The 14,701-nt window shown below is 43.0% G+C and carries 10 protein-coding genes; 3 read left to right on the top strand and 7 right to left on the bottom strand.

The features are described from left to right. Positions 1 to 389: 389 nt before the first annotated feature. A complete protein-coding gene (locus IM456_RS12040) occupies positions 390 to 1,328 on the bottom strand; it encodes a WD40 repeat domain-containing protein (RefSeq protein ID WP_149987496.1) in 939 nt (312 codons plus the stop codon). A 444-nt stretch (positions 1,329 to 1,772) separates the two neighbouring features. Between IM456_RS12040 and IM456_RS12035 the strand changes: the two genes are divergently transcribed. Together IM456_RS12035 and IM456_RS12030 are read left to right on the top strand one after the other, a co-directional pair. Next, positions 1,773 to 2,903, top strand: a complete 1,131-nt coding sequence (locus tag IM456_RS12035) for a glycosyltransferase family 4 protein (RefSeq protein ID WP_287691253.1) — start codon at positions 1,773 to 1,775, stop codon at positions 2,901 to 2,903. Between the two features lie 220 nt (positions 2,904 to 3,123). Beyond that, a complete protein-coding gene (locus IM456_RS12030; protein WP_149987498.1) occupies positions 3,124 to 4,194 on the top strand; it encodes a glycosyltransferase family 4 protein in 1,071 nt (356 codons plus the stop codon). 220 nt (positions 4,195 to 4,414) lie between these two features. Here the strand turns inward: IM456_RS12030 and IM456_RS12025 are convergent, their stop codons facing one another. Continuing rightward, entirely contained in the window at positions 4,415 to 5,368 is a 954-nt protein-coding gene (locus tag IM456_RS12025; protein ID WP_149987499.1) for a DNA-methyltransferase, read from the bottom strand. A gap of 240 nt (positions 5,369 to 5,608) precedes the next feature. Then, positions 5,609 to 6,391, bottom strand: coding sequence for an MBL fold metallo-hydrolase (locus IM456_RS12020; protein ID WP_149987500.1), 783 nt, complete (start codon positions 6,389 to 6,391; stop codon positions 5,609 to 5,611). A 408-nt stretch (positions 6,392 to 6,799) separates the two neighbouring features. On the opposite strand from IM456_RS12020, the gene gnd reads away from it, so the two are divergent. After that, positions 6,800 to 8,227, top strand: a complete 1,428-nt coding sequence (gnd, locus tag IM456_RS12015; protein WP_149987501.1) for a decarboxylating NADP(+)-dependent phosphogluconate dehydrogenase — start codon at positions 6,800 to 6,802, stop codon at positions 8,225 to 8,227. 62 nt (positions 8,228 to 8,289) lie between these two features. On the opposite strand, the gene rnhB is transcribed toward gnd, so the two are convergent. The 4 genes from rnhB to IM456_RS11995 form a co-directional block, all read right to left on the bottom strand. Beyond that, a complete protein-coding gene (rnhB, locus tag IM456_RS12010) occupies positions 8,290 to 8,916 on the bottom strand; it encodes a ribonuclease HII (RefSeq protein WP_149987502.1) in 627 nt (208 codons plus the stop codon). Continuing rightward, a complete protein-coding gene (rne, locus tag IM456_RS12005) occupies positions 8,913 to 11,072 on the bottom strand; it encodes a ribonuclease E (RefSeq protein ID WP_149987503.1) in 2,160 nt (719 codons plus the stop codon). Before rne ends, rnhB begins: the two co-directional genes overlap by 4 nt. A gap of 708 nt (positions 11,073 to 11,780) precedes the next feature. Beyond that, entirely contained in the window at positions 11,781 to 13,298 is a 1,518-nt protein-coding gene (locus IM456_RS12000) for an FkbM family methyltransferase (protein WP_149987504.1), read from the bottom strand. Further along, complete coding sequence (locus IM456_RS11995; RefSeq protein ID WP_149987505.1) at positions 13,291 to 14,046, bottom strand: DUF2232 domain-containing protein; 756 nt, start codon at positions 14,044 to 14,046, stop codon at positions 13,291 to 13,293. The genes IM456_RS12000 and IM456_RS11995 overlap by 8 nt, the downstream gene beginning before the upstream one ends. Positions 14,047 to 14,701: the final 655 nt, after the last annotated feature.

The raw sequence follows: 14,701 nt of genomic DNA, 5'->3' as shown, positions 1-14,701 counted from the left end.
GGGTAGGGTTGATTCATGAATCAACCCTACCATGAATCAACCCTACCATGAATCAACCCTACCATGAATCAACCCTACCATGAATCAACCCTACCATGAATCAACCCTACCATGAATCAACCCTACCATGAATCAACCCTAGTAGTTTGGGGGGTTCTACCCCCCAAAAGCTTGGATTGAGTGATAAAATCGGAAGTAATACCATTTCTCTAAATGAAAACTACACATCGAATTTAAGTCACCCTTTTTAAGGGGGATTTAGGGGGATTAAACTTCTGTAGTCAGACTTTGGATAATTGGTATAACGATCAATTTTGGCAGATAGTTTCCCTTTAAAAATCCCAACTTAGTAGATTTACAAAAATGAGATGCACCCGCTCAAAGATTGCTCAACTTGCTAAAGATTGTAGTTCGGAAGTGCCATAAACTCTCACGATTTTGTCTTGGCAGGCCGTGGCGATATAATTACCGTCGGGACTAAAACAAACGGAATAGATTTTCTGGGGATGGGGAATAGAAATAATCGCTTTTCCTGCTTTTAAATCCCATAATTTTAAGCTTTTATCATCACTACCACTGGCTAATAGTTGATTATTAGGACTAACACTAACTGAATTGATATGATCACTATGTTCGCTGAGAGTTTTTACCTCTGTACCTGCTTTAATATCCCAGATTTTAATAGTTTTGTCTTTGCTGCCACTGGCTAAAAATTTGTTATTACTGCCGAAATCTACCGATAAAATACCTCCAAACCAATCGGAATGACCTTTTAAGGTAATAGTGCTTTTTTCTGCCAGATTCCAAATAATTACCGTTTTGTCATTTTCGCCGCCACCACTGGCTAAAAGTTGACCATTTTGACTAAATTTAACTGTTAGGACTTTATCGCTATGACCTTGTAAAGTGGCCAGAATTTCTCCAGTTTTTACTGACCATATTTTCACGGTTTTATCTTCACTACCACTAGCAATAATTTCCCCATCGGGATGAACAGCTACTGCTGTAACTTTATCTTGGTGTCCCGTTAAGGTAGAGATTAATTTTTTAGTTTCCAGTGACCAAATTCTTAGGGTTTGATCATCTCCTCCACTAACCAAAAATCCTTGACAGGGACTAAAAGCAACAGAGTTAACTCCCTTGTCCCACCAACCGGCTTTTTCATGTCCTTGTAAACTAAATTTTTGATTTTTTTGCCAATCCCAAACAATAACAGTTAACTCGTTATCTCCACTAGCTAAAAATTTACCATCTTGGGAAAAAGTTAGACATTTAACCTCACCTTCATGGCCTTCTAGGGATTTAAAAGATACTAAACGATTAAACATAGTGAAAACATTAGTTAATCAAGATTTTTCGGCATTACCAGATATTAGTTTTTCTCTGGGGGACTACTTCATCCCTGAGATAACTTTTTCCGCTCACCACAAGTACGGGGAAGCCATTCTTCCCTGATTATAACTAATTACAGTGTTTCTCGTCAAGGAGATGCAGCTAATCTAAGGATAGCCTATTAAAATAGGTCTTAGCTGATAAGTACCCGTTGACAATCCTAGTCCTAGGGTGGGACAATAATCGAAAAAATTGCCTGATAAATTAAGTATTGACCGTAACCTAGCCCAAAAAGGCTGCTATTCAGGGGCGCTATAGGGTAAGATTAACTATTAGGGTGGAGTTTATTGCCGATTTTAATCTTGTCCTAACCAAGCAAAATTGACAATTGAATCTGTAATTTTAAAAATATCTATCCCGTCAATATCATCTAACCGCAAATGCTTAAAATTTTAGTTGATGGTACACCGATAAGACAAAATCCTAGTGGAATTGGATTATATGCTTATCACCTGATTGCCGAATTAGCTAAATTACAAAACCAAGAAAACTTTTCCCTGTCCCTCTGTTTTCAACCATCGGTAAAAAACTGGCTGCGGGGTAATCTTTCTATACCCGAAAAACTGCAATCCTATCCAGAGGTTAAGTGTTTACCAATTCCCGTCAGTCTTAGCAATATTTTAACCCGATTTCCTAATCCTCTAATTCCCTATCTAGAAAACTTTCTTGATTCTCCCGATATTCTCCACGGATTGGATCATGTGGTGTATCCTTGTCGTCAGAGTCGTCAAGTTATGACTATTCATGATGTTACTTTTATGAAATATCCTGAGTTTGTGACGGGGATTGTCAAAACCTACACCCAACGCATTAAAAAATCTCTACAATGGACAGATTTAGTTATTGCTAACTCCGCAAGTACCAAACGAGATATTATTGAATATTTAGATGTGAACCCAGAGAAAATTTTTGTTACTCCCCTCGCAAGTCGTTATTCTTCTCCCCCAAATTCTCCCTCATCTCTAACTATCACTAAACCCTATTTACTCTTTGTTAGTACTCTAGAACCACGAAAAAATATTATTAATCTTATCACCGCTTTTAACTACCTCAAGGACAGGTATAAATTAGGCCATAATCTGATTCTGATTGGCAAAAAAGGATGGAAGTACGAACCAATTTTCGATAAAATATCTCAGTCTCCCTTTCGAGATAGTATCCAACATCTTGATTATCTTACCGATGACTTAGTTGCAGATTATTATCAAAAAGCCGATGTTTTTGTTTATCCTTCCTTTTATGAAGGTTTTGGATTACCAGTTTTAGAAGCGATGACTTTAGGTTGTCCCGTGGTAACTGCTAATACTGCATCCTTACCCGAAGTCACGGGAGACTCGGCAATATTAATTAATCCCGATAATTCCCTAGAAATTGCCGCAGCAATCTATCAGGTGATTAGTGATACCTCTCTCCGTCAAGAATTAATCAATAAAGGAAAAAAACAAGCGGCAAAATTCTCTTGGCAAAAAACTGCACAAGCTACTATAAAAGCTTATCGTTCTCTTTTATAATAAGTAAGTATTTATAATTAAATTGAAGATGGATCCCCCCTTAATCCCCCCTTGATAAGGGGGGTGCTGATCACCCCTTAATCCCCCCTTGATAAGGGGGGTGCTGATCACCCCTTAATCCCCCCTTGATAAGGGGGGTACTGATCACCCCTTAATCCCCCCTTGATAACGGTGGTGTCTGACAACTTTTAACACCTACCTGCTTAACTAGCTAATATCTATGAATAGGAATCATCAATTATTAATCAATCTCGCTTTTCTCGGTACTAAATATACTGGATTGACTACCTATACTAAAAATCTCATTCCTCAATTAGCTAACTTAAATCCTACCCTAATCACTTCTAATAGTTACCCAGATTTTAACACCTATCCTGTCTCGGCAAACCTCACCCAAGAGCAGGGAACTAAAGGCAATATTAGGCGCTTAATTTGGACAGAAACCAAACTCTATCAAACCTATCAACAATTGAAATCCTCTCTGCTATTTACCCCTATTCCAGAAGCACCTATTTATGGAAATTGCCGCTATATTGTCACAGTTCATGATTTAATTCCCCTGCGATTTCCGAAATTTTCTCCTTTAACTTTTTATAATAAATACTATTTACCCCAAGTCCTGAAAAAAGCCACACATATTATCGCTGTTTCCCAAGCAACTGCCGCCGATATTAATAAGTTTTTTAACATACCTCTTGACAAAATAACCGTGATTCTTTCTGGATATGATTCTGATAATTTTCGTCCTCTAAATCTGGCGACTCGTCCCTATTTTATCTATCTTGGTCGTTATGATCCTCATAAAAATCTCGGTCGTTTAATTACTGCTTTTTCCCAAATCGATCCCGAATATCAATTATTAATTGTCGGTCAATTTGACCCACGTTTTACCCCTGCTCTACAGCAACAGGTAGAAGCATTATCAATCTCTCAACGAGTGCAATTTTTAAACTATGTTTCCTATGGAGAATTGCCGCAACTTTTAAACCAAGCAACTGCTTTAGTTTATCCCTCCCTTTGGGAAGGTTTCGGATTACCTGTACTAGAAGCGATCGCCTGTGGAACTCCTGTCATTACTTCTAATCTTTCCTCTCTCCCAGAAGTCACAGGAGATGCGGCAATTTTAATTAATCCCTATAGTATCGATGAGATGAGAGAGGCAATGCAGCAAATCGCCATGGATGAACAATTACGCCTAAAATTAAAATCCCTGAGTCGCCAACGCGCCGAGCTTTTTAGTTGGGAAAAAACCGGTCAAGAAACCGCCACAATTCTGCAAAGTTTTCTCTAAAAATGGTGATAAAAAATTTATCAATCATTGTCGGATGAGTTATACTAAATCCGTTGAGTAACGCACAGAAAACGGGTTTCTCGGAGAAACCCGTTTTCTACTCATGCAAAAGGCAACAGGGTGAATAAATAATCAGTTTTTAATAACCAGATTTAGCATCAACTCGTAGTAGATGGATTCATGAATCCATCTACCTAGGGGGGAGATTCAGTGTTACTTCCTATATATTATTGTGCCATTCTTCGGGAATTTGAGAGACTTTTTCCTTACCATTAGGCTGATGAATAGGTTTTCCTAAAGGACGAATTTTGAGATTTCCTTGCAAATAAGCGGCGATTCTTTCCCTGGCAATTTTCACATATTCTGCTTCTTTTTCACTCCCCATCACTCGACGATTGTGCATAATACTAGCAATCAGAGAAGTTCCGACCCCGGCAAAAGGATCAAAAACCCAATCCCCCTCATTTGTCAAGGCTAAAACACATCTTTCTACTAATTCGATCGGATATTGACAAGGATGGATAGTTTTCTCTGGATGATTAGATTTAACGTTAGGAATATCCCACAGTAACTCATCCCATTCTTGTGCCAAAAACTCCCAAACATCGCTGGGATTTTTCCCTAAAGGATTACCAGAGGGTTTACCGATATTTTTACCTTTAAAATGGCGCTTACCAGGGTATTTAGCGGGGATTCTCACCGGATCAAGATTAAAGATATATTTATCGGTTTTTGTCAACCATAAAATAGTTTCATACCTGCCAGAAAATCTTTTAGAGGTATGTAATCCATGGCCAAAATGCCAGACAATTCTATTTCTTAAAAAGAAACCCATTTGTTTAAATAGCTGATAATAAAAAATATCTAAAGGATAAACTTCTCCCTCTTGAACGAAATTTCCCACCTGCCAGCAAATACTGCCATTATCTTGCAAGATTCTAGGGAATTCTCGCATAATTTTGGTTTGGGTTTCCAGATAAGTATCCAAAGAGATTTTTTTTTCGTAGTCTTTTCCTAAATTGTAGGGAGGAGAAGTAATAATCAAGCTCACAGAATTATCTGGTATAGTCTTGATAAAATTATTGGTATCTCCTTGATAAAGAATTATTTCGGCATCAGGTTGATAAAAGTCTCGCACTGATTTTGATTGAGAAAATAAGGGCAACTGATTCATAGAAAATTTAGCAGAGAAGAGCCACTTTTAATTATATAGGGTTTGCTGAAAAAGTTTTTCCTGGGGGCAGGGTGTGGGGTGTGGGGTTTTACCCATTTTACATCCAATATTCAAGAGAGCCAGTTTTTTCAAACAACTAATGTCATCTGTAGCCAGCAAATATATCACAAAAATTCTACTTTTTTAGATAAAAATCGGGAAGAAAGTTTTAACTTTTTTCTATTCTTCCCTTAACTCAGATTAGCTCAAACCAGGGACGCATTCGCCTAATTCCACTGTAAAAGGTTGCCAAGGACGAGGATAAATTACTTTTGTCGGCAAGGCATGGGATGTTAATAATTCTTGAAAAGATTCGGGACTACCCTCAGCACTTAACACCGCCATCAATAAACCTTTAAACTCGATATCACCACCGGCAGCCGTAGAAATAATATATTGGGGCTGCAAGCGTTGACAGACTGCTAAGGCGCTTTCTTGTCCTTTGATTACCGGTCCGAGGAAAGGTATTTTTAAGTCAATCAAAGGGGTGATAATCACGGAGATTTTACCAAGAGAATCGAGGCTAGGAGAATGATAACCGTGGGGTTCGTAGTAGATACTCTGATTTGTCGCTAATTCCTTGATAACATAACCATTTTCCACCAGAGTCGGCCCGACTGGAGAACCGGGGACGGCAGTAATTTCGATCGCATTGTCAAAGATATAACTAGAGCCGTGGGTTAAAGGAATGAGATGGGTATAATTGAGCGCTCGAACCACTTTTTCGGCATTGGGAGAAGCTACCACGGGAATTTGGCGATCAAGTACCTGTAAAGTAGGAGGATGGGCGTGATCTTCCAAACCTTGGGAAAGAAGAATCAGATCGATATGTTCGGGAATGGCATGATTAGCGGTTTTTTTGCCCTCAAATAGCCAAGTTAAATTACCAAAAGTCAGGGAACCTACCAACCAAGGGTCGAGAAGCAGGCGTTTTCCCCCGATTTCGATTAACCAAGAATTACTATCAAGCCAAGTTAACTGCATATAAGCCGAGGAATAATGGGGATTTTCTTAATTTAATTTAACATTAGCATTAACTTTTCTGCGCTTGGGGGTTTTTCAGTCATCAGTGAAAACACAGCACTGTTAATGCCATTTATAGCAGTTATCTTAATGGTGAGGTAGGAAGTCTCTGGTTTTAGGGAACGGGCAACAGTAGCCAGTCGTCAGGGGGTGATACCAAATTAGGTTACACTTCATCTTGAGGAGAAACGCTGTCACACTCCTCACTCAATGCCGGTCACTGAAAACCCAAATCTGATCACTGATTACTGATTACTGATCACTGATCACTGATTAGTCAAGGCTTAAGAAATAGGGAAAGTTTAGCTATCTTAGGGAAAGTAGGCGCTAAAAGGGGAGGAAGAACGCATCAGCCGAGACTGAATTTCTATGACTAAACGTACCTTCGGTGTTATCGGACTAGCTGTCATGGGAGAAAATCTCGCTCTCAATGTGGAGAGTCGGGGTTTTCCTATAGCTGTTTACAATCGCACCGCCAGCAAAACTAAAGAATTTATGGAAACTCGCGCCGTCGGCAAAGATGTCAAGGCGGCCTATAGTTTAGAAGAATTCGTCCAAATTTTAGAGCGTCCCCGCAAAATTCTGGTCATGGTAAAAGCTGGCCCGCCGGTGGATGCCGTGATTGAACAATTAAAACCCCTTCTCGAAGAAGGAGATATGATTATCGATGGCGGTAACTCCCTCTACGAGGACACAGAAAGACGCACCCGCGACCTAGAATCGACCACTAAACTCGGTTTTGTCGGTATGGGAGTCAGTGGTGGCGAAGAAGGCGCTCTGCACGGTCCTTCCCTGATGCCGGGGGGTACAGAGTTCGCCTATCGGGAATTAGAGCCGATTTTAACCAAAATTGCCGCCCAAGTCGATGATGGTCCCTGTGTCACCTACGTGGGTCCCGGGGGTGCGGGCCATTATGTGAAAATGGTTCACAATGGCATCGAGTACGGCGATATGCAGTTAATTGCTGAAGCCTACGATGTGCTGAAAAATGGTCTAGGACTAAGCAATCAGCAGTTACAGGAAACTTTCACCGAGTGGAATCGCACCGATGAGCTTAATTCTTATTTAATTGAAATTACCGCCGATATCTTTAAGTATGTTGACCCGGAAACCGGTCATCATCTGGTAGATTTAATCTTGGATTCGGCGGGACAAAAGGGAACCGGACGCTGGACCGTGTTAAGTTCCTTGGAGTTGGGGGTGTCAATTCCGACTATTTATGCTGCGGTTAATGCTCGCGTGATGTCCGCTTATAAGGATGAACGGGTGGCAGCCGCCAAAGAGTTACCCGGACCTGGGGAAACCTATCCGGGGGATGCGGCACTATTTGTGAATAAGGTGCGTGATGCCCTTTACTGCTCGAAAATGTGTTCCTATGCCCAGGGTATGGCTTTAATCGCTAAAGCTTCTCAGGAGTTTAACTATAATATCAGTCTGCCGGAATCGGCCCGGATCTGGAAGGGCGGCTGTATTATTCGGGCCGGTTTCTTGGATAAAATTCGCAAAGCTTTTGCGGAAAATCCGGGCCTGCCGAATTTGTTGTTAGCACCGGAATTTAAGCAAAGTATCCTCGATCGCCAAGAAGCTTGGCGTGAAGTGTTAGTCTTGGCTAATAAGTTGGGAATTCCCGTCCCGGCTTTTAGTTCTTCTTTGGACTATTTTGATAGTTATCGTCGGGCCAATTTACCGCAAAATCTCACCCAAGCACAACGGGATTATTTTGGCGCTCATACCTATGAACGTACCGATAAACCCAGAGGTGAGTTTTTCCATACGGAATGGATGGCTGAATCGTAAAGCTATCTAATATCTTCTCCCCTTTTTATTTCTGGTAAAAAGGGGAATTTTTTGGCTATCGGTCAAGAAATTTCGATAATCCTTGGGCAAATTGTTCGGCAGTCATGCTCCAACCTCGGTTGGCAGGGACTAAAAGAGAGCCGGTGCTGAGAAGTAAGTCCATAGTTGCCAATCGCTTCTAGGTGTTGAGCAGTGCCATAACCCTTGTGACGAGAGAGTCCATAATCGGGATAGCGTCTGTGCCAACGAGTAATTAAGTCATCGCGCCAGACTTTGGCCACGATACTGGCCGCCGCAATTACCGGGGATTGTTGATCTCCCTGAATTACCGCCTTTTGGGGGATTGACAAATCTTTAATAATGTGCTTGCCATCGACCCAGCAGAGACTGGGGGAAAGGGGTAATTTCCCGATAGCTCTGCTCATCGCCAGTAGGGAGGCATGAAAAATATTCAAGCGATCGATCTCTTTCACCGTAGCATAACCGATGCGACAAACAAAATCCCGTTGTATTTGCCGGCTCAATTTTTGCCGTTTTTGGGGGCTAAGTTGCTTACTATCCTTCACCCCCAACTCCCACAGCCGCGCAAAACCAGAGGGGACAGTGACCACTACCGCCGCCACCACGGGGCCAAATAAAGCCCCGCGCCCCACTTCATCGACACCGGCAATTAAGGGTTCTGCGCTCATGACTCATCGACAGTGGCGGAGGAACGACGACGACGACGACGCAGCACCGCGGTTTCAGCCTCTAGTTGTGGCTCCTCTGTCACCTCGGCGCTCACTGGTGTCTCTAAAGGAATGACTTCGCTCGGAAAAACTGGAGTTTCGGGCGTAAGCGGTTCGGGCGTAAAAGTCTCTGGCGGACTAACTTCTTGGCTGATTTCCTGACCAACTTCGCTAGTGGTGGAACGACGACGACGGCGCACCAAGGAACGATTTTCGGCTTCCTCGCCGGTTTCCGTCGCTTCTACCGGGGTGTCCTCGGCTTCTAGGGTAGGAGTCAAGGATATTTCAGGATTGGCAAGCATTTCTGGGTTTTCCGCTTCTCTTTCCCCGGCCAGTTTCACGGAAACAATCACCGATTTCGGCTCTTTAAACTCCTTATCCACCAGAATCAGGGGAGAAATGCCCATTAAAGAATAAACTTCCTGTTCTACGGGGGTCATTTCCACGGAAACCCGCTCCCGTTCGCTGACGGGGATATTTTTGGCGGCGCTGGCATCTTCTCCCCGTTTCGAGAGACGGGCGGGGCGTTCTCGTTTTTCCTCAAAGCGTTGGGGTTCTGATTCCGGCTCGATTTCGTTGTTAACACCGTTAGTAGAGGCTTTTTCGCCCCGTTCCTCTTTTAGTAACAGTTCCGAGGGACGACGACGACGGCGACGGCGAGAATTATTAACCTGTTCTTGATAGTTGGGGTGGAAGGAAAGATCCATCCCTTGGACGTTTTCTTCGGCCTCAAATTCGGAGAAAACTTCTAGATAGGGTTCGGCAGCCGCAACGCTAGGAGCGCTCTTATCGGGTAGAACTTTTGTATTAGTCGGGGCGACGATAAAGGTTTCTTTTTCCGCGCGGCTAACGGTGGGGGTTTCTAGGGCGATGGCGTTGCCTTCTCCGGGTAGATGGGCTAAATGGCCCAGTCCGCCGCAATGGTCACAGGTTTTGCCGAATAATTCATAAATGTTTTTCCCCTGACGCTTACGAGTTAATTCCACTAACCCCAATTCCGATAATTGGGCAATCTGGGGCCGGGCCTTATCGCTTTTCAGGGCCTTATTAAACAATTCCAGCAGTTTCAACTGGTCGCGACGGGAATCCATATCGATGAAGTCCACCACCACCACACCGCCGATATTTCTCAAGCGCAGTTGTCGGGCGATTTCTGTGGCGGCCTCGCTATTAGTCCAGAGTACGGTTTCTCGGGACGTGGCCGAACGGGTAAAGGAACCGGAGTTAACATCAATTACCGTTAAAGCTTCCGTCGGTTCGATGATAATGTAGCCGCCGGAGGGTAAATCAACCCGGGGTTTGAGGGCCTCGCGAATGGCGGCGTTAACCCGGAAATAGTCGAGAATTGGCTGGGTTTCCCGATGGGAGTCGATATAAACCCCTTCGAGAGCTTTGCCGCCGCCCCAGTTCGTCAATTGCTGTTTAACTCGTTTTACCGCCACCGGGTTATCAACAACAATGCGATTGACATCGGCACTGTACATATCCCGCAAAACCCTTTGAATAAAGTCATCATCGCGGTTAAGCAGGGCCGGGGCGCGGCTGCTGACGGCCATCTGTTGGATGCTCTCCCACTGTTTTTGCAGAAATTCCAAATCCTCGATAATCGCTTCTTCCGCTTTGCCTTCGGCCTCGGTGCGTACCAGCAACCCCATCCCCGCCGGTTTGACCAAAATCGCTAAAGCTCGTAAACGGGAGCGCTCGTCTTCACTGCGGATGCGACGGGAAAGATTCACCCCGCGACCATTGGGCATCAATACCAGATAACGACCAGGGAGAGTGACATTTCCCGTTAGCCGCGGTCCCTTGTTGCCGGTGGGTTCCTTCATTACCTGTACCAGCACTTTTTGCTGGGGGGCCAGTAATTCGGTGATAGCACCGGCGGTTTTTTTCAGTCTTAAGGGGCCCAGGTCGGTGACATGGATAAAGCCATTGCGTTCCGCATCGCCAATATTGACGAAGGCTGCATCTATCCCGGGGATGACATTTTCTACTAATCCTAGATAGATGTCGCCCACCTGCTGATTACCTGTGGCCACAACTAATTCCTGAATTTGATCTTCCCAAAAAACAGCCGCTATATGGTGTTGTTCGGCTATGATTATTTGTTTTGGCATTCAATTTCCTCAATCTTTCGGTTTCAAAAGCGACGGACCATGGGCTATTTGTCTATGCTTTGAGGCTACTTCTGGAAATCTGGTCTTGTTAAGAAAGTTCTAAGAAGATGAGTCCGCATCGTTAAAGCCTCATCTTGATGTTCATCTGCCTCTCAGACGTGGGAACTGAGTCTTGGTTTCAGTTGTTAAGTCTGTTTGGCAACTGCCGGCTTGACCCACAATTAGGTAAGCACAGCCAGGAGACGAGATTTTCAATTAATCCCTGAGTCTTGCTCGATAACAGCATTTTTTATCCGTTTCCGCCAGTTCTGTCTATCAGAATCTAGGAAAAAAGGAGTTTTTGAGTTACTCCCCTCGGCAACAGGTTTCTGTGGAAGGGAAAATAGCGCACTTTTCGATTTTCCAAAAACCACGATTCTTTTAAGAAATGCTTTAATCGAGTCTTATAGACGACTATAACTCACTCGGTCACTCTCTGACAAGACGATGATCCCCTGACCAAGATAAATTTTTCGGGGTAAGAAAGGAGTCAGGGGCTATAATTCAGCAGTCAGGAGCAATGATAGGCAATAAAATAGACATAAAAAGCTATCTAGCTGACTTTTCAGGCTAAAATTCCCTTTTTATTCCCTTTTTGCTTTCTAAAGAATTAATTAACCCGCTAGTCTAGTTAGGATTATTCATGAGATGACCAGATTGACGGTTTCCTTAATCCCTTAATTCCTGTTCAGACAAGGCGATAACGTTCAAAACTCCCTGTAAATCGGCTTCTGACTCGATTTCTAGCAATTCTTGCAGGTAGGGACGATAACGGTATAGTCGATAACCTTTCCCCTCTAACCATCGGGCCACGGCTAAATTACTGCCTTGATTACCGGCAATATTTTCGTAGAGAATAATCGGGGAAAAACGCTCAATTAAAAGTTGACTACCTTCTAAAACCGGTAATTCGTGGCCTTCCGCATCAATTTTGAGTAAATCCACCCTTTCTAACTGATAGGTATCAATTAAACTATCGAGGGTAAAACAGGGAACTGGTTCGTAATTGTCTGACTTTAATTGGGTTGCATCGGTAACGACTTCATTTAATTCACTAGCTTGCTCAAGGGATAGATAAACATTTCCCCCTTGATTACTAGCCGCTCCTCGACAGGGATAAACCCAAGAAAATTGATTAACCCGACAGGTTTCTTCTAGTAACTGGATACATTGGGAAAAAGGTTCAATAGCGATAACTTTTCCCGTCTTACCGACTCGATGAGCGGCACTAAAAGTATAAACTCCGGCATTTGCCCCCACATCAATAACCGTCATTCCTTCCCTAATACTATGGCGCCAAAATTCCATTTCTGCTTCAAACCAATCCCCTTGGGCGAGTAAAACTCCCGTGACAAAACTGCGAAAACTTGCTTCTACAGCTAGGGTAATATCCCGATCAAAATCGAGATAGGTAAAGGGCTGATTTAGCTGTAAATTTGTCCAACTTTTCCCCGTTACTTTCGCTGTTTCTAACCAAAAATTAGCTAATTGTTGTTGTCCTAATCCCCGATAGGCTAAATAAAGAGCTTGCAAATTGTCAGCATCTTCCGGATCGAGATTAACGGCGCGATGGAGATGAAATAAACCTTCTAGCTGTTGATTAATTAATTTGGCGATACCTAATTGACGATTGAGATGACAGGAATTGGGGTTAACATGATTAGCTAATTCCAGAAATCTTACCCCATTTTGATTATAAAAAGCCAGGGATGAGCGATATAATATTTCTGTAGATAAAAACAAGGTCTGCTCGCTATAATTAGCGGTTTCCAATAAATCCCTTAATAACTCCTGTCGGTTATGGGCAGGAAAATAATAAATTAACCCCTGGGGATAATTAGCATTCACCGATGATAGCACTTGGACTAAAGCATTAAAAGCATTTTGTGCCGCTAAATCTCGATCGCCTACTAGATAATAAACTAGAGCTAAATGGGCAGTAGCAAGGGGATAAACCGCCATTTCTAGGACTCTTTGCAGAGATTGAAAAGCCATCTCCACATACATCGATCGCATTGGGGAATTTTCCGCTTCAATTAAAGCCATCACCGCACAGTTATGAAAATCTAAAGCCGTTTCTGGTTCATCCCAATTAGTAGATAGATTTTCTGCGATTAAAAACTCTCCATCCAGTGCCGGATTAATTGACTGGAGATACTGACGATAAAGCGCTAAATAATCACTCATAATCTAGTATGGCCTGCACCCATTTGGGCGGACGAGAAATCGGATTACCGAGGCGATCAAGAACTAATAACGCCACTAAATGCACGGCAAATAAGTATAATAAACTATTGACAAATATGCCCACAACTGCTACCGATTGCACTTGCAGCAGCGTCGGTTTAGCGAGAATCCCTAACTGGGTGAAAATCCAATCAATAAAATTAGTCGCTTGGGTAATCACATATAACCAGAGATTTTCGCCTAAAAGAATTGAAAACAGCCAAAAACGAAAGAATAAACCAAAAGCCCCCAACAGTCCCCCAGTCAAGATAGAAAATTCCCAGCGCGCACCCCGGCGCCAGCATAGCCCCAATTGTACCCCCATCAGGCCGTGGGGAATCAAAAAGACAATACTGCGAGTCGGTCCCATTAACACCGACAAAAGTAAACTGGAAACTAATGCTGTCATGCAAGCACAACGAGCGCCCCAACGTAAATAGGCCAAAGCGATAGGAATCGGGAAGAAAACCCTTAATAACGGTCCGAGGGGAAAATAATAATCAATTAACCAGATTAAACTGGTGGCACTGGCCAAAAAAGCCGTCTCCACCGTGATCAGGGTAGCGATAGACTTGAGAGGAGATGGTTGGATAGGTTTGGTAGTGGGTTTATCTAGGGGTTTCCCTTCTTCCCCCATGTCCACCCAATTGGTTTCATCTATTGTCTCTTCTGAGGATTGAGCGGGAGAATTAGCGTTAGAATCATTCATTCTATCAGTTATCCGGTGGTCGGGACGGGTTGGCCAGCTATTCTTAGCTTAGACTGGCGACTCCCAGTCAGACAAGAGGCAAAAGGGGGAATAAATAATCAGTCTTTAATAACTGGATTTAGTATCAGGTGTTAGGGGTGGGGGAATTTACGGAAAATTTCCCTGTTTTCACTGAAAAAAAACGGCTCTAAATAGGGTTTGCGGCAAAAAGTACGGGTGAATGAGTAGGTAGGGTGCGTTAGGAGCGCCACAATATTATTTAATTTACATTAATTACATAGGCGACGTAACGCACCAATATTATCCTAAATCCGTTGAGTAACCCACAGCAAAAAAGGGAATACATAATCAGTAGATCGTAGGTTGGGTTGAACGATAGTGAAACCCAACACTTTTAAATAATTGGGTTGGGTTTCGTTCCTCAACCCAACCTACGGCTCAAAAAAAAAATCGACCCGCCTTAGATCGTAGGTTGGGTTGAACGATAGTGAAACCCAACACTTTTAAATAATTGGGTTGGGTTTCTACGGCTCAAAAAAAAATCGACCCGCCTTAGATCGTAGGTTGGGTTGAACGATAGTGAAACCCAACACTTTTAAATAATTGGGTTGGGTTTCTACGGCTCAAAAAAAAATCGACCCGCCTTAGATCGTAG

This window comes from Microcystis sp. M079S1 (assembly GCF_020246425.1).
GTDB classification, from domain to species: domain Bacteria; phylum Cyanobacteriota; class Cyanobacteriia; order Cyanobacteriales; family Microcystaceae; genus Microcystis; species Microcystis aeruginosa.
This window is presented reverse-complemented; position numbering and strand designations above follow the sequence as displayed.